This window comes from Amycolatopsis sp. NPDC104819, assembly GCF_055583145.1.
Window position 1 is genome coordinate 92,601 of record NZ_JBVJON010000006.1, and the last position, 15,572, is coordinate 108,172.

At 70.7% G+C, this 15,572-nt stretch carries 19 protein-coding genes; 14 read left to right on the forward strand and 5 right to left on the reverse strand.

Annotated features, from left to right (window positions below):
- Positions 1-21: 21 nt before the first annotated feature.
- A complete protein-coding gene (locus ACZ63E_RS19820; RefSeq protein ID WP_465337612.1) occupies positions 22-438 on the reverse strand; it encodes a peptidase inhibitor family I36 protein in 417 nt (138 codons plus the stop codon).
- A gap of 198 nt (positions 439-636) precedes the next feature.
- Complete coding sequence (locus tag ACZ63E_RS19825; RefSeq protein ID WP_465337613.1) at positions 637-1,536, reverse strand: RNA polymerase sigma factor; 900 nt, start codon at positions 1,534-1,536, stop codon at positions 637-639.
- A gap of 1,419 nt (positions 1,537-2,955) precedes the next feature.
- Between ACZ63E_RS19825 and ACZ63E_RS19830 the strand changes: the two genes are divergently transcribed.
- The 11 genes from ACZ63E_RS19830 (at position 2,956) to ACZ63E_RS19880 (ending at position 9,608) form a co-directional block, all read left to right on the forward strand.
- Complete coding sequence (locus ACZ63E_RS19830; protein WP_465337614.1) at positions 2,956-3,345, forward strand: hypothetical protein; 390 nt, start codon at positions 2,956-2,958, stop codon at positions 3,343-3,345.
- Positions 3,346-3,585: 240 nt separating this feature from the next.
- Positions 3,586-3,885, forward strand: a complete 300-nt coding sequence (locus ACZ63E_RS19835; RefSeq protein ID WP_465337615.1) for a hypothetical protein — start codon at positions 3,586-3,588, stop codon at positions 3,883-3,885.
- A gap of 47 nt (positions 3,886-3,932) precedes the next feature.
- On the forward strand, positions 3,933-4,349 hold the full coding sequence (locus ACZ63E_RS19840) for a YbaB/EbfC family nucleoid-associated protein (RefSeq protein ID WP_465337616.1): 417 nt from the start codon (positions 3,933-3,935) through the stop codon (positions 4,347-4,349).
- The gene (locus tag ACZ63E_RS19845; protein WP_465337617.1) at positions 4,346-4,657 is read left to right on the forward strand and encodes a YbaB/EbfC family nucleoid-associated protein; all 312 of its coding nucleotides are present in this window, start codon (positions 4,346-4,348) and stop codon (positions 4,655-4,657) included. The genes ACZ63E_RS19840 and ACZ63E_RS19845 overlap by 4 nt, the downstream gene beginning before the upstream one ends.
- Positions 4,654-5,052, forward strand: a complete 399-nt coding sequence (locus tag ACZ63E_RS19850; RefSeq protein WP_465337618.1) for a hypothetical protein — start codon at positions 4,654-4,656, stop codon at positions 5,050-5,052. The genes ACZ63E_RS19845 and ACZ63E_RS19850 overlap by 4 nt, the downstream gene beginning before the upstream one ends.
- Positions 5,049-5,783 (forward strand): hypothetical protein, encoded by a 735-nt coding sequence (locus ACZ63E_RS19855; protein ID WP_465337619.1) that lies wholly within the window; start codon positions 5,049-5,051, stop codon positions 5,781-5,783. The genes ACZ63E_RS19850 and ACZ63E_RS19855 overlap by 4 nt, the downstream gene beginning before the upstream one ends.
- Positions 5,780-6,370: a DUF3558 family protein gene (locus tag ACZ63E_RS19860; protein ID WP_465337620.1), complete on the forward strand. Its 591-nt coding sequence runs from the start codon at positions 5,780-5,782 to the stop codon at positions 6,368-6,370. The genes ACZ63E_RS19855 and ACZ63E_RS19860 overlap by 4 nt, the downstream gene beginning before the upstream one ends.
- Positions 6,371-6,545: 175 nt before the next feature.
- Positions 6,546-7,088, forward strand: a complete 543-nt coding sequence (locus tag ACZ63E_RS19865) for a hypothetical protein (protein WP_465337622.1) — start codon at positions 6,546-6,548, stop codon at positions 7,086-7,088.
- A gap of 141 nt (positions 7,089-7,229) precedes the next feature.
- The gene (locus ACZ63E_RS19870) at positions 7,230-7,859 is read left to right on the forward strand and encodes a TetR/AcrR family transcriptional regulator (RefSeq protein WP_465311269.1); all 630 of its coding nucleotides are present in this window, start codon (positions 7,230-7,232) and stop codon (positions 7,857-7,859) included.
- A gap of 100 nt (positions 7,860-7,959) precedes the next feature.
- Positions 7,960-8,517: a DinB family protein gene (locus ACZ63E_RS19875; protein ID WP_465337623.1), complete on the forward strand. Its 558-nt coding sequence runs from the start codon at positions 7,960-7,962 to the stop codon at positions 8,515-8,517.
- Positions 8,514-9,608, forward strand: coding sequence for a winged helix DNA-binding domain-containing protein (locus ACZ63E_RS19880; protein ID WP_465337624.1), 1,095 nt, complete (start codon positions 8,514-8,516; stop codon positions 9,606-9,608). The genes ACZ63E_RS19875 and ACZ63E_RS19880 overlap by 4 nt, the downstream gene beginning before the upstream one ends.
- On the opposite strand, the gene ACZ63E_RS19885 is transcribed toward ACZ63E_RS19880, so the two are convergent.
- Positions 9,605-10,444 carry a GNAT family N-acetyltransferase gene (locus ACZ63E_RS19885; RefSeq protein ID WP_465337625.1) on the reverse strand — a complete coding sequence of 280 codons (840 nt, stop codon included), beginning with the start codon at positions 10,442-10,444 and terminating at the stop codon, positions 9,605-9,607. The genes ACZ63E_RS19880 and ACZ63E_RS19885 overlap by 4 nt on opposite strands.
- A gap of 43 nt (positions 10,445-10,487) precedes the next feature.
- Positions 10,488-11,444 carry a helix-turn-helix transcriptional regulator gene (locus ACZ63E_RS19890; protein ID WP_465337627.1) on the reverse strand — a complete coding sequence of 319 codons (957 nt, stop codon included), beginning with the start codon at positions 11,442-11,444 and terminating at the stop codon, positions 10,488-10,490.
- 111 nt (positions 11,445-11,555) lie between these two features.
- Here ACZ63E_RS19890 and ACZ63E_RS19895 point away from each other — a divergent pair, with 111 nt between their 5' ends.
- Together ACZ63E_RS19895 and ACZ63E_RS19900 are read left to right on the forward strand one after the other, a co-directional pair.
- Positions 11,556-12,014 (forward strand): nucleoside deaminase, encoded by a 459-nt coding sequence (locus ACZ63E_RS19895; protein WP_465311264.1) that lies wholly within the window; start codon positions 11,556-11,558, stop codon positions 12,012-12,014.
- Positions 12,015-12,052: 38 nt separating this feature from the next.
- The gene (locus ACZ63E_RS19900) at positions 12,053-13,012 is read left to right on the forward strand and encodes an isopenicillin N synthase family dioxygenase (protein ID WP_465337629.1); all 960 of its coding nucleotides are present in this window, start codon (positions 12,053-12,055) and stop codon (positions 13,010-13,012) included.
- On the opposite strand, the gene ACZ63E_RS19905 is transcribed toward ACZ63E_RS19900, so the two are convergent.
- Positions 13,009-14,286, reverse strand: coding sequence for a GGDEF domain-containing protein (locus ACZ63E_RS19905; RefSeq protein WP_465337630.1), 1,278 nt, complete (start codon positions 14,284-14,286; stop codon positions 13,009-13,011). The two genes, ACZ63E_RS19900 and ACZ63E_RS19905, sit on opposite strands and share 4 nt — an antisense overlap.
- 239 nt (positions 14,287-14,525) lie before the next feature.
- On the opposite strand from ACZ63E_RS19905, the gene ACZ63E_RS19910 reads away from it, so the two are divergent.
- Positions 14,526-15,485, forward strand: coding sequence for a chitinase (locus ACZ63E_RS19910; RefSeq protein WP_465337632.1), 960 nt, complete (start codon positions 14,526-14,528; stop codon positions 15,483-15,485).
- The last annotated feature ends 87 nt before the right edge of the window (positions 15,486-15,572 follow it).

A 15,572-nucleotide genomic window follows, 5' to 3' on the forward strand; every position in this document is an offset into this window, starting at 1 on the left:
CGAACGTGAGAACCCTGGCATTCAGCAGGGCTTGACGTCGACGACGGGCGTCCAATCGGCCTCAGGATCCGACGAAGGAGCGGGCGTGGTGATGTACTTCGTTCCATCGAAGTTGGTGAATACCGCCCGAGTTCCGGAGGTCTGGTTGTTGATCCATGATCCGATGCCCACCCACCTCACCGGGTAATCGTGACAGTAGTACAAAGGAAACATTTTTCCCGTGTAGTTCGCCCCCTGGTAGATGCAGAAGTTCTTGTAGGGACAACTCTCCGCGCCGGTCGCGCCACCGCCTGAGACGACGGACGCTGCCGCAGCGGGTCCGCCGAACGCAAGCAATGCCGCCTTCGTCGCGGCCGACGCGCCGATGATTCGCCGAAGTCGACGTCCCCTGAAACCTTGCGACAGGACCGCAGGCGCTGCGACGTAGCACGAAATCATTATTCCTCCTGTTTGGGTTACATTCTTTTGACGGTCCACATCAGCAGGTCGCCATGCGGACCCTCGTCGATCGCCGGCAGACACTGGAAATAACGGCGACGTAGTTCGAATAAGAGCAAAAGACAGATCCGATAGTTCGACCCGAACCACAGAATGACCGACCTGCACCGACCTTTTACCCGCCCGGCGAGGCGAAAATCACCCCTGGCCAGTCTCGGTGACAGGCGGCGGTACAGCTCCGGCCTCACTCGTGGCAGGAGGCACCGGCCCCTCCGACCCTGGCAGATGAGGTTCGCCGCTACCAGGAGGAGGCACGCTCAGCTGTGTGGTCATGGGCGTTGTCACCGGCGCCGAAGACGCTGGCCGCGACAGAGCGTAACCGGCACCGAGCATCAGCAGACCTGCCGCCGCCGCGGCCGCGATCTTGACCACGACCGCACCCGACGCCGCGGCGGGCGGAACCGGAGCGTTGTGCCCACCGGATCCTCGCTCGACGTTGCCCGGCCGAGTACCGGCCGAGGCAACGGGCGGGAGAAGCTGCAAGACCGATTTCAACCGGCCGGATTTGCGCAACCCGGCCAACCCCCGAGAGAGGCGGCTTTTCACCGTGCCTGCGGAGATCGCGAGAACCTGAGCGGTTTCGGCCTCGGACATCTCCAGCAGGTACCGACAGACGATGACCTGCCGATACTTCGGTGCGAGAGCGTCGAGGGCCTCGAGCAGCAAGTTCCGTCGCTCCGTCGCAAGGCAGCTCAGATCTGCGGGTGCGGCCGGGCGCGGTCGATCGACCTCGGCCAACCGGGACACCAGAGCAGCATGGCGTCCGGAACTCCGACGCTGGTTGAGCGCCTCGTTGATGACGATGCGCTGCAACCAGGGCCGGAACGGCCGGGACGCGTCGAGCCACCCGAGCGCGGCGTGGGCCCGGGTCAGCGCCTCCTGCAGGACGTCGTCCGCCTGGGCTTGGCCGACGATCGCAAGTGCGGCCCGTCGCGCGGCTGGGAGATGCCGGCTGACCAGCCACCCAAAAGCGCGCTGATCACCGGCACGCGCGCGCTCGACGAGCGCTGCATCGTCTTCGACATCGATCCCGTTCATCGGCCCCCCTCGCGGTCCACTCACCTACTACAAACCACGGGGCGGGAATCGGTTCCCGAATCGAAGCCGATCGAGGAGACTTCGCGGATGGTCACGACGAAGGGCGTCGCCTGGGCCGCGGGGGTGTCGCAGGGCCGCGGGCATGAGCAGTATCGCGGTCGGCGTCGTCAGCAAGGGCGCGGCACGGCGGCGACGGCCGCGATCACCGGAAGTCCCGGGTGCGGAGCCATGTCCCGGGACGGCCCGGTCGTCGGAGTGAACCGGCGGCTCGAGTCCATGTGGTGCCGGCGGGTGACCTCCAGGTGGATCACCCGCGAGCTACCCGCCCGGACAGCCGTCACCAGGCTCAGCAGCCCCCACAGGTGCCGGTTCTTCACCGGCACCGTCGAGGATCGCGGCTCGCAACGTGGGTGCCGAGACGCCGAGTGCCGCCAGGATCGCCTGCACCAATCCGCGTCGGTCGCCACCACCACGGCTCCCAGCTGATGCGCCCCCACTTGGGTCGCGCCGCCACAGCCGGCCTCGCGCACGGCGGCCCGCAGGCACGACCGCGCCCGGCAGGTGGCCTGGCAGCCGGCGGCGGGTCCGGTGCGGAGACGTTCGCGACCGTCCGAAGTTCGCTTCGATTGCCTCTCGTACCGCGTCCAACATCCGGCGCGGCGTGACGATGAGCCGGTCGGTCGCCATGGCGACGCCTGGTTCCTCATCTCGTCCCCGGACGCGGCGCCCGTGCTCGCGGTTCACCGTCTGCTTGGCCACGCCCAGCCGCGCGGCGATGTCCTGCCACGACCGACCCGACCCGCGGGCTCGGACCTGGTGGTCGCGGTGCCGATCCTGCACGACTCCCGGCTCCAAGGCATCGTGCGCGCCTCGGCTCCACACACCGAGTGGTACCAGAAGGTAGCGGTCTCCTGGCCGGCGATGGCCGGGCCGGCCCTCGCCGCACTCGCGTTGACCTGTTCACTCAGCTCGCGGCTCGCGGCCCGCGTCGCCAGTCCGCTCGAGCAGCTGTCCGGATCGGGGACGCACTGGACCGCCGGCGCGCGCTCGCCGCGGACGCGTCACACCAGCTGCGAACCCCTGGCCGGACCGCGGCTGCAGCTCGAATCGGACCTCGATCCCCCGATCAGGGTCTGGCCGCCGCGGTGGAAGCCGCGCTCACGAAGATGGATCGGATGGAGACCACGATCGACGACCTGGTGACCCTCGCCAGCCGCCCCCCCTCGGATAACCGCGGCGTGATCGATCCCGAAGGCCTGCTGCGTGACGTCGTGGTCGGCCGGCGAGGCATACTCGCCGGCCAAGACCCCGCCTGCGGATCGACGGTCAAACGGCGAACTGGCCACGGGCGGCCGAAGCAGCGTTGCGGCAGACCCTCGGCGTCCTGCTCGACAACGCCGTCGTCCACGGCCGGGGAACGTGACGATCACGACCCGCGAAACCGGCGACGCCTTCGTCGTCGACGTCGCGGACGAGGGACGCGACGCCGCCGACGTGCCGAACATGTTGACCCGCGGCCACAGCGGCGCCGGTGGCTCGGGGTTCGGCCTGGCCCGGGACCTGGCCGAGGCCGAAGGCGGGCGGTTGCAGTTCGGCGGCACGACGCCCACGACGTTCACCTTGCTGCTGCCTTCGGCCCGCTCAGCGCACCGGCTCGCGGTCGGCATGTCCTGGGTAAGCGCCGTGGGCGACGAGCCGGCGACGTCGGGCCGGAACAGGTTGGCGCTGACCCTTCCGCCGCGGATGTCCAGCTCCATGCCTCGCACGGCCCCGCGGCCGAGAGCGCGTCCGCGAGCGCGGACAGGGTGAGCTGGGTTCCCGCGACGTAGATCAAGCGGCCCTGCGCATCGACGCCCACCCGGAGCGCCAGGTGAACTGGAACTGGTTCTTCGCGGACAGCCGAGACCAGCAAACGGGGACAACGCACGCCCAGTGACGTCAGCGCGGTACCAGCGCGAGGCTGCACGACAACATACGCCGCGGCCCGGGCGGTGACCGTCAGCGGCCGTTCCGCGGGGCAGCGCGACTTCGGGGTTCAGGCTGGGATTCGTGTCGTTCAGCGCGCTCTCGCGCTTCACCGCTCCGGTCTCCACCCCAATCGGACGGCGCAGCCCTCGCTGTTCGGCGGGCTGCGACTCCTACCGAGAAAGCCGGATCACGCTCGGGGTCGCCCTGCACCACCACGCCAGCACCTATCTCGCCCACCGCGAGGCCCTGGCCGGCTACCACGGCACCGCCGACTGGCTGGTCAAACACGCCCGCGATCTCGTGTCCTTCCGGAAGTTCGGACCGTTCGGCAAGTACGACGGGCTCGACATGGAACCGACCCGAGCAGCCACGACGTCCTAGGATGACCACCGCAAGGGGAGCACACCGTGGTCAGGGGAGGACCGAACGTGGCGCTGAACGTCGCCAAGCTGCGCGCGCAAGCCGCCGAACTCGACGCCCAGCTGGGCGCAACCCGGTACCCAGGGAAATCGCCCGACGGCACCGTCAAGGCCGTGGTCACCGGACACGGCGAGCTGGTCGACCTCACGATCGACGAGTCCGCCGTCCGCGGCCCACATCCACAGGAAGTCGGCAACCTCGTCGTCATCGCGGTCACCGCCGCTCGGCGGTCCGCCCTCGAATCCGCCGCACCACAGGTGCGGGCCGTCCTCGACGACAAACTCGAGTGGCAGCCGGCCTCACTCGCCCAACCACCAACGCCGCCTCCCCCGCCCGCGCCGTCGCGGGCGGCGGTCGACGACGAGAACTTCGCCGAGCTGGACTTCCTCACCGACGAGGACGAAGACGACCGGGGGCGCTGGTGAGCACCGACGACGAGCTCTACAACCTCGCCCGCGAGATCGACGAGGCCGTCGGCGAAGTACGCGCCACCGCCTCGCGGGTGGCGACGTCACCCGTCGAGATCCGGCTGCCGGGCGAGCTCGGCACCATCACCGTCAGCGGCGCCGGCGAGCTGCGCCGGATCGACCTCGAACCCGACGAGGTGCGCAACTACTCCGCTGAAGCGCTCGCCCGCCAACTACTGACCGGCATCCGGCAGGCCGAACGCGACGCCGCCCAGCGGCGTCGGAGCACTATCGACGCGGCGATCGCGAAGGAGCACCTGCGATGACCTTCGACCCGATCACCCCCGTCAACCCCGGTGACCCCGGGCCCGGCAAGGGTTACCACGTCTATCCCGAAGCGCTCCGCTCCACCGCGGCCAAGGTCGCCGAAGCCGCCGGCCTGCTGAAAGCTCTCGCGGACCGCGACCTGCAGGACACCGTGCTCGGCGAATACGACCTCGGGCTGCCCGGCACCCTGACCGTGCTCATGCCCGGCCGCCAAGGCCGCGGCACCGTGCACGAGTTCAACGAAGCCGTCGGCGCGATCCGCTCCACCACCTCGACCAACGCCGACCGGATCCAGCGCCTCGCCGACGCCCTCGCCACCGCGGCGACCTACTACGAAACCCGCGACGAGGCCGAATTCGAACGGCTCAAGAAGCTGGAAGGCGGCGACCGGTGACCAGCCCTGACCTGCAGAAGACCCTCGAGGATCTGAACAACCTGCAGTACCCCGAAGACACCGACGCCGAAGTCCGCAAGTACGCGAACCTGATCGGCGCCCACGGCATCACCCACCTGCTCGACACGCTGCGCGTGTTCATCGGCGGCAACATCGGCAAAGTCCTGGTCATCGGAGACAGGTTCGCGAAGGACAACACTTTCACCGAAGCGGTCAAACTGCTCAACGAAGCCAAACTGGACCTGCAGGCACGCTGGCACGGCGACGCCGCCGACCAGTTCAACTCCTACACGACCACAGCTGTGGCCGTCCTCGGCCAGAACCAGACGTCGCTGAAGGCGCTGATGGACGAAACCGCCCGGATCGCCACCGTGATCATCAACAACTACAAGGATCTGCTGCTCGCGCTCGCACGGTGCGCGTCCAACCTCGCCAGGCTGGGGGGCTCGATCGTGATCTCCTTCCTCGAGACCACCCTCGTCCCGCCGATCGCACCCTTCAAGCTCAGCGACATCGCCGAGGACATCAACAGCGCCTTCAAGAATTTCTGGGACGACTGCTCCGCCCTCCTCGGGTCGATGCTCAGCAGCATCGCCGCCCAGACGAGCACCCTCTTCACGCTCGAAGCGGTCAGCAGGAACTTCGCCCAAGTCCCCGACCTCGCCTCCACCACCGAAGTCGTCGACGACCCCGCCCGCTACCGGGTCAAGCCAGGAGCCGACCACCAATGACCCGCCAGCACCTCACCGTCCTCGCCGTCCTGCTGCTCGCCAGCACCGCGGCCTGCACACCGAAGCTTCGGCCCGCGCCGCCGCCCGAACCGTCGGTGTCCGTGCCGCCCATCCCCGGCTTCGGCCTGAAGGTCGTCGGGCTCAACGCCGACCCGTGCAAGGCACTCTCCCTCGACCAGCTGCACGAGATCGGGTTCGTCGGCGGCCGGCAACAGGTCGAAAACGGCTATCGCTGCATCGCGCGCTTCGACGAAACGACCTCCGTCGGCGTCTGGATCAACGGCGCCACGCTGAAATTCCTCTACACCGAGCGCGCGCGTGGCCACTCCGGCGGCCTGAACCGGTTCGACCCCATCACCATCGACACCTACCCCGCGGTCGTCACCTACGTGAAAGAGTCACCCCCTTCCATCCGTATCGGGACGGACACCTGCAGCATCGAACTCGGCGCCCGGGACGACACCCTCATCGACATCGACGTCTACGTCGGTTACTCCACTCCCGACCCCGCCGGGCCATGGAGCCACGACGCCCGCGGCGCGGCGGAAAAAGTGGCCTCGCTGGTCATCGGCAACCTCTCGCGCTGAAAGCCTGGTCAAGAGATAGCGAGCTCCGCCGCCAGGAGCGAGCACGGCAGCGACGAACAGTCCCAGTCTGATCTCTGCGAACCGCACATCCCCCGAGGAAGATGCCAGCGATGCGCCGCTGAAGTCGGCGATGTGGACCGGACCACACATTCGCCGGCCGTTTTCCATACCAGCCGTGTTCACCACCACCGCTCAGGTCGCTGTCACAGCCTTTTCGATCATGTTCCTCTCGATGCAGGTCAAATCATCGGTGTGGCGCGGCAGAACTCTGCTGAGCGTCGCCGCGGTCGCTGCTCTGGTGGAGCTCTTCGTTCCCCTTCTCACCGCGATGATCACGGCGATGGGCGATCACCCGTGGCGGCTCGGTGCCGCCTTGGCCGGCGGTCTGGGGCTCGTCATGGTGCTCGTCCACTGGACCGTGTACTTCTTTGAGAAGGGGAAGACCACGCCCTCCGGCTTCGATCGCCTTCAGCTGTGGGGAAGCCTGCTGTCCCTGGCTATCTACTCCTTGGTGGCGGTCTCCGCGTTCGACCCCGGCGGCTGGGGACTCCAGCTTCTCGCCGGGACGTGCGTGTGGTTGCTGCTGTCGGGGTCTTTCGAGGCGTGGTGGCTCCTTGAACCCGGCGACACGTCCGCGAAGCCAACGGAAAACGAGGATCACGCCGATTCCGGCAAAGCGCCGGAGCAGCCATCGGAAGGCCAGGCTGCCGGCAGCTGAGCTGCTCAAGCCCTCCCCCGCCGTGTCGTGCGACGGGATATGTCCCCAGACTCGCCGACAAAGCGCTCGCTTACAATGGGCCGATCGGGGCTGGCCCTCGTGCCCGGCACTCGGGGCGGTGCGATCTGGGAGGATCACCGGATGACGATGTCGCTGTCGGCCGAACTGTGGCCGGACGTTCAGCCCGAGACCGCTCGGCGGCTGATGCTGGCCGGCGTCGAAGCCTTTGCCAAACGGGGGTACCACGCCACCACCACGCGGGACATCGCCGGCGCCGCGGGGATGAGCCCTGCTGCTCTCTACGTGCACTTTCCGTCGAAGGCCGCGCTGCTGTTCGCCATCAGCCGGTACGGGCACGAGCAGACCCTCGCCCTCGTGGAGAACGTTGTCGCGAAGGTGTCGGATCCCGTTGAGCGGATCCGGCTGATCGTCGAGGACTTCGTGGCCTGGCACGCCCGGCGCCACACCGTGGCCCGGGTCGTGCAGTACGAGCTGCAGGCCCTGCCCGAGCAGGAGTTCGAGGTGGTCGCCGAGCTGCGGCGGCGGATCGAGCGGATCGTGCGCGACGTCATCACCGCCGGCGCCGCCGATGGCGTCTTCACCGTCTCCGACCCGCACATCTCGGCGCGCGCGGTGCTCTCGCTCGGGGTCGACGTCGCCCGCTGGTACACCGACCGGGCTCGGCAGACGCCGACCGCGCTCGGCAAGGAGTACGGCGAGCTCGTGCTGCGGATGCTCGGCGCGAAGCCTGAGACTCAGGTCACAGACTGAGCGGTTGGTCACGGCGCCGAACCCGCGAAGCCCGGAGGTTCCGGCGTCGCCCCCGTAATAGCGGACACACCCTGCCCGCTATTGCTGACACAGTGGCCGTATGCCGAACAACGAAGACGAGCGAGCCGATCTGATCGCCGAGCTCGCCACTGCCCGGACCGCGCTGATCTCGACGACGCACGGGCTCACCGACGAGCAGGCCGGCGCCCGGCCCACCGTCAGCGCGCTGTGCCTGGGCGGCCTGGTCAAGCACGTCGCGGCCATCGAGGAAGGCTGGCTGCGCTTCGTCGTCGACGGCCCGGCCGCGCTGAGTTTTGCGCTCCCCGACGGCGTGACCTGGGCGGACATGGCTGCCGGGACCGCTCGTGAGGTCCCGCAATGGGCGATCGACCACCAGAACAACTTCCGGATGCTGCCCGGCGAAACCCTGGCCGAAATCGTCGCGCGCTACGAGGACGTCGCGAAGCGCAGCGAGGAGATCATCACGGCTTTGCCCGATCTGGCCGCGAAGCATCCGCTGCCGGAGGCGCCTTGGAGCCCGCCGAACGAAGAGCGGAGCGTGCGCCGGGTGCTGATGCACGTCATCGCCGAAACCGCCCAGCACGCCGGGCACGCGGACATCCTGCGCGAGACGCTCGACGGCCAGAAGTCGACGTGAGCGTTCTAAACGCCCGGGCGCTCAACCGCGCCACGCTCGCCCGGCAGCTGCTGCTCGACCGCGCCGACCTGTCCGCGCACGACGCCGTCGCGCACCTCTGCGGCCTGCAGGCGCAGGAACCGCAGGAACCCTTCGCCGGGCTGTGGTCCCGGCTGCGCGCCTTCGACCCGGCGGGGCTGTCGGACCTGCTGACCGGACGGCGCGTCGTGCGGACCCACCTGATGCGCCGGACCGTCCACCTGCTCACCGCCGACGACGTCCTGACCTGGCGCTCCCGCTTCGACGGCATGCTGCGCCAGCGTGTCCTCGGCACGTACCGCCGCGAGCTGGACGGCGTCGACCTCGACGAGCTCGCGGCGGCGGGCCGGGCCGTGCTGGCCGACGGTGAGCCACGCTCGATGGGCGAGATCGCGCGGGCCGTCGGCGACCGCTGGCCCGAGCCGGGGCCGCGGCCGCTCGGCGAGATGCTGATCGCCGCGCTGATCCCCACGGCCCAGCTGCCGCCCCGCGGGCTGTGGCGCACGAATGGCGGCGTGCGCAATCTGCCGCTGGCCGCCTGGCTCGGCCGCGACGTCGACCCGCCTGCCCCGGACGGTGCCGACCCCGTCGGGCAAGCCCTGGTGCGGCGCTACCTGGCGGCTTTCGGCCCGGCGGCCACGGCCGACCTGCGGGCTTGGAGCGGCCTGGCCGGGTTGCCGGCGGCGGTGAAGGCGGTGCGCGAGGAGCTGGTGGCCTTCCGCGACGAGCGCGGCCGCGAGCTCCTGGACCTGCCGGACGCGCCGCGCCCCGACCCGGCCACCCCGGCCCCGGTGCGGTTCCTGCCGGCGTTCGACAACGCGATCCTCGGCTACGACGACCGCGGCCGCATCATCGACGACGCCCATCGCCTGCTCTCGGTGGCCGGGGAGCGGGTCGTCCTGGTCGACGGCCGCGTCGCCGCGACGTGGAAGACCGACGACGGAACCGTGGCCGTCACCCCGCTGGGCCGTCTCGGCCGGGCTGACCGCGACGCCGTCGCGGAGGAGGGCGCCGAGCTCGCGAAGTTCCTGTCCGACGGCGAAAGCGACCAAGTGCGGATCGAAAAGACCTAGGCGTCCCGGCGCAGGTCGCGGACCTCGGCCAACGGCTCGAACCCCGCAGCGACGTAGGTCGCGACCCCACCGACGTTGGCGCTCGGCGTGCAGACCAGGGCGCTCGACGAGCCCAGCTCCCGCAGCGCGGCCGCGGCGGCGAGCGTGATCGCCCGGCCGTGCCCGCGCCCCCGGTGGTCGTGATGCACGCCCATCGGCTCCAGCAGCCCGGGCCTGCCCGCCCCGGCCGACCACACCGTCACCGCCGCGACCGTGTCACCGCCGTCGAGCGCGACCAGGCTCCGGGCCTCCGCGTACGGCGAGCCCGAAGCCATCGCGTGCCAGCGCTCTTCGGTGAACGTCGACCTGGCGAACGCCGCCCGCACGACCGCGGCGTGTGCCTCCGCCCGCGCCGGTTCGATCACCTCGATCCGGACGCCCGGCTCTTCCACCGGCTTCGCGAGGGAACGACGCAGCGGCGTCCACGGCTCGTCGGCCTGCCACCCGGCCGCCGGCAGCAGGTCCTGGACGACGGCGTCTCGCGGCGCTTCGAGGTTGACCTTGCCCGGGGGCAGCACGCCGGCCAGCTGCCGCGCCAGGTCCTCGTCGCCCCGGGCGTCCGGCGCGAACGTCACCCGCAGCAGCCCGGGCCCGTCCAGCAGCCCGACGGCGACGATCCGGCCGTCGCGGCGCCAGGTCCGGACCGCCGCGGCCGTCGCTTCCGCGCCGAACCGCCAGAACCAGCCGATGTCCCCCGGGTGCAGCTGCATCGGCGCCGCGTCCTCCTGCCACTCGCGCAGCGCGGCCACGGCCTCGCGCAGGCCCCCGACGGCCGGCTCGTCCACGAAGATCCCCATGCCCCCGATCACACACCACGGCCGGGGCGACGGCATCCGGTTTTCAGCCGACCGCCCGCGCGAAGCGGCCGGCGATCTCCCGCAGCCGCTCGACCAGCCCCGGCGGGGCCTCCTCGACCACGAAGTCGTAACCCCACTGGGCCAGGTAGTACGGCACGGCGTCGAGCGAGCTCGCCCCGGTCCGCACGCGGCAGCTGTGCTCGTCGATCGGCTCGACCGCGCCGCTGGTCGGCGGGACGCGCTGGGCCAGCACCTCCGCCGGCGCGGCGACCCGCAGCACGAGCTGGTGCGGGTAGGGCGCCGACGAGATCTGGCGCGAGACGTACGCCGCCAGGTCCTCGGCCGGGGGTTCGCGCGGGGTGAACCGGAAGCTCGGCGCCGGGACGCCGGTGATGCGGTCGACGCGGAACGTGCGCCAGCCGTCGCGATCGAGGTCGAACGCCACCAGGTACCAACGCCGTCCGGTGTGGACCAGCCGCAGCGGCTCCACCGACCGCTCGGTCTCGGCGCCGGAGCGGTCGCCGTAGCCGAAGCGCAGCCGTTCCTGGTCGCGGCAGGCCGCCGCGATCGCGGTCAGCACCGACGCGTCGACCGTCGGCCCGCCGCCGGGCAGGGACACCGTCGCCGCCTGGAGGGCGCCCACCCGCGGCCGCAGCCTGGCCGGCAGCACCTGCTCGAGCTTCGCCAGCGCGCGGACCGACGTCTCCTCGATGCCGCTGACCGTGCCGCTCGCGGCCGTGCGCAGGCCGACCGCGACCGCGACGGCCTCGTCGTCGTCCAGCAGCAGCGGCGGCAGGGCGGCGCCCGCGCCGAGGCGGTACCCGCCGGCCACCCCCGGTGTCGCGTGCACCGGGTACCCGAGCGAACGCAGCCGCTCGACGTCGCGGCGGATCGTGCGGACGTCGACCTCGAGGCGCGTCGCGAGGTCGGCGCCGGGCCAGTCGCGCCGGGCCTGCAGCAGTGACAGCAGCCTGAGCAGGCGTTCCGAAGTGCCGTACATGGTCGGCAGTGTGCCAGACATCGCGGACAGTTCCGGTCCTCGATCGGCCGGATGGTGCAGCCGTGCGGTCAAAGACTTGCCAGGCACCGCCCCCGGCGGAAAGAGTGGCGCATGCCGATCGACCCTGGCGCCCTGCTCGCCGTCGCCCGAGAAGAAGCCGAGCTGGGCAAGGCCGAGGGCGGCGTGCCGATCGGGGCCGCCCTGTTCGACACCGCGGGCACCCTGCTGGGCCGCGGGCACAACCGGCGCGTGCAGGACGACGACCCGTCGATGCACGCCGAGACCTCGGCGTTCCGCAACGCCGGCCGGCGCCCGCACTACCGCGACACGATCATGGTCACCACGCTCTCGCCGTGCTGGTACTGCTCCGGGCTCGTCCGTCAGTTCGGCATCGGGCGCGTTGTCATCGGCGAAGCGGAAACCTTCCACGGCGGGCACGACTGGCTGGCCGGCCTCGGCGTGGAGATCACCCTGCTCGACGACCCCGCGTGCACGGCGCTGATGACGGAGTTCATCAGCACGCGCCCGGACCTGTGGTTCGAGGACATCGGGGTCGAAAAGTCCGGATAGGACAGTGCTTTCCAGCACAGCGCTTGCGAGGAGCCGGTATGCCGTCATCCGTTCCGCTCGTGGACCTTTCGCCGTGGTTCGCGGGCACCTCCGATGGCCGGGCCGAGGTGGCCGGGCAGGTCGACCGCGCGCTGCGGCAGTCCGGGTTCCTGCTGGTCACCGGGCACGGCGTCGCGGACGACCTGCGCCGCCGGACCCGGGACCTGGCCCGGCGGTTCTTCGCGCTGCCGGAGGACGTCAAGCAGCGCTACGCCGTCACCGTCGGCGGCCGCGGCTGGCTGCCCCCGGGTGTCGAGGCCAACGGCTACGCCGAGGGCACCGAGACCCCGCCGGACCTCAAGGAGTCCTACTCCGCGGGCGCGGACACCCGGATCGGCGTCGCCGAGGTCGACGGGTTCTGGTTCCAGCCCAACGTCTGGCCGGACGAAGTGCCGGGCCTCGCCGAGACGGCCACCGAGTACATGCGCCGGATGCGCGCGCTGTCGGACCACCTGCTGGAGATCTTCGCCGCGGCGCTCGGCCTGGCGGAGAGCCATTTCACGCGGCACACCGCGCACCCGACGTACACGTTCAACATCAACTGGTACCCGCCGATGACCCGCGTCGGCGCGCCCGAGCCGGACCAGTTCCGGATCGGCCCGCACACCGACTTCGGCACCGTCACGGTGCTCGACCGCCAGGCCGGCGTCGGCGGCCTGCAGGTCTACACCGGCGGCGAGTGGGAGGACGCGCCGTTCCACCCCGACGCGCTGACGGTGAACATCGGCGACCTGATGGCCCGCTGGACCGGTGACCGCTGGCGCTCGACCCGCCACCGCGTCCTCCCGCCGGCGGCGACGGCGCCGGACGAGGACCTGATGTCGCTGGTCTTCTTCTACGAGACCGACCACGACGCGCGGATCACGTCGCTCGCGCCGCCGCTGGGCCGGCGGATCTACCCCGAGGTCATCGCGGCGGACTACCTGCGGGAGAAGCTCGACGCGATCACCATGAGCTAGCCCGGCTCCGGCTCCGCGCAGATCGTGCGGTTGCGGCCCGCCGCCTTGGCCCGCAGCAACGCCGCCTCCGCGGCCAGGAGCGCGTCGGCCAGGGGCTCGTCGGCCGCGCAGCCCGCCACGCCGATCGACACCGTCACGCCGACGAACTGGGGCCCGTCGCCGGACGCCTTGAGCGCCACCAGCGTCGAGGCGACCCGGAGCCGGATCCGCTCGGCGATCGCCATCGCGTCGAAGCGGCCGGTGCCGGGCAGCAGCACCGCGAACTCCTCACCGCCGGAGCGGCCCACGAGGTCGGCGGCGCGGACCTCGTCGCGCAGGGTGTCGGCGACCGCGCGCAGCACCGCGTCGCCGATCCGGGCGCCGTAGCGGTCGTTGAGCTGGCGGAAGTGGTCGAGGTCGAGCAGGAGCACGGCCTGGCCGGGGCCGTGCCGGCCGAGGCGCGTGACCTCGGCTTCGGCGGCGCCGCGCCACGAGGCGGAGGTCAGCACGCCGGTGCCGGGATCCACGGTGACGTGCTCGCGGCGGCCACGGCCCAGCCCGCCGCGGTGCAGGACGACGGTGGCGCCGGCCAGCAGCGGCACGAGCAGCGGCGCGGCGGTGGCGGCCCAGGCCAGCGGCAGGCCGAACGTGGTCATCGCGGCGTCGAAAGCGTGTCCCGGCAGGGCTTCACGGGGGCCGCGGGGGCCGTCGGCGGCGGTCACGAGCGCGGCGTTCACGGCGAGGAACACCACCCCGGCGACGACGAGCAGGGCGACCGCGCGGGTGTCCAGGACCGTGCCGAACGGCCGGCCGCCGGTCGCGGTGAGGAACGCCCCGGCGACCAGACCGGCCAGCGCCGTCGCCGCGGCGCCGAACACCTGCCGGTAGACGGGTCTTCTCCGGACCCGGACCCACTGGTGCAACGCCGAGAGCGCGATCAGCGCGACGGCGAGACCGGGCCGGAGCACCACGACGCCGGCGAAGATCCACGCCGTGTCGACGCCGGGGCCGAGGAGGGTCTCTTCGCGGTGGCGTTCCACCGGGCGCGCGAGCTCCGCCGAGGCGAGCATCCCGGCCAGGAGCAGCGCGAACGGCGTCAGCATCGTGGTCAGCGGCGGGAACCGGACGGCGGCGAGGACCACGGCGGCGACCGCGAGGACGTCGATCAGGACGAGGTAGCAGACCTGGCCGCGGCGCGGCAGCCGCCACAGCGCCCACCGCTGCAGGAGCACGGCGGGCGGAAACCGGCCGGGGCGGCGTCCCCCGCCGGCTGCGACCGTGGAATCCCCCACCATTTCGGCAAAGTAGCCGGTACGCGGCGTCGTGTCACTCCGCCTTCAGGGGAATCTCACATCGCCCTGAGCGACGGGACGCTCGGGAGCCGAACGCACACAGTGGGTCATTTTTCCGACCGAAGAAGGGTTGACACGCAACATTGGTCTAGTCCACTGTGTGGGGGCACACAGCGCTCCTCCTGGGATGATCCCGCCGCCTCAAACCGGAGGTGCTCCACTCACAATTGGAGGACCCCCCTATGAAATCAGTGCGCCGTCTGGTGACCCTCGCGGTCGCGGCCGGAGCCGCGATGGCGACGGCCGTGGGTCTCGCCCCGCAGGCCATGGCCGCGGTGGACCCGGTGCTCGCATCGCCGTACCTGTACCAGTGGGGCGGGCAGACCAGCCCGACCGCGGCGATGTCCGCATCCGGCGTGAAAGCGTTTACCCTCGCGTTCGTGCTGTCCGACGGCACCTGCAACCCCAAGTGGGACGGCAGCCGCTCGCTGACCGGCTCGGACAAGACGATGATCCAGAACATCCGCAACGCGGGCGGGGACGTGATCCCCTCCTTCGGCGGCTGGTCCGGCACGAAGCTGGGCTCGAAGTGCACGTCGGCCTCGGCGCTCGCGGGCGCGTACCAGAAGGTCATCGACGCCTACTCGCTCAAGGCGATCGACCTCGACATCGAGAACACCGACGAGTTCCAGAACAACACGGTGCAGGACCGCATCCTCAACGCGGTCAAGCTGACCAAGCAGGCCAACCCGAACCTCAAGGTCGTCATCACCATCGGCACCACGACGACCGGCCCGGACTCGTGGGGCAAGCGCCTGATCAACCAGGCCAAGGCGATCGGCGCCCCGGTCGACGTCTGGTCGGTCATGCCGTTCGACTTCTCCAGCGGCGGCGACATGGCCGCCATGACGAAGTCCGCGGTCGACGGGCTGAAGAACCAGCTCAAGACCACGTTCGGCTGGAACGACGACACCGCCTACCGGCACAGCGGCCTCTCCTCGATGAACGGCAAGACCGACAACGCGGGTGAGACGGTCACGGTCGCGAACTTCAACTCCATCCGCGGTTACGCGACGAGCCACCACCTGGCCCGCTTCACGTTCTGGGCCACCAACCGCGACTGCAGCGGCGGCGGCGAGTGCTCCGGCATCTCGCAGGACAAGTACGCGTTCACCAAGATCGTCGCCGGCTACACCGGCTGACACAGACCCGTAGTGGGGCTGTCGGAGGCTCTCTCACCGGCATCGGGGCCGGTGAGGGGGTCTTCGCGGGTTCCGGTGAGCGGTAAC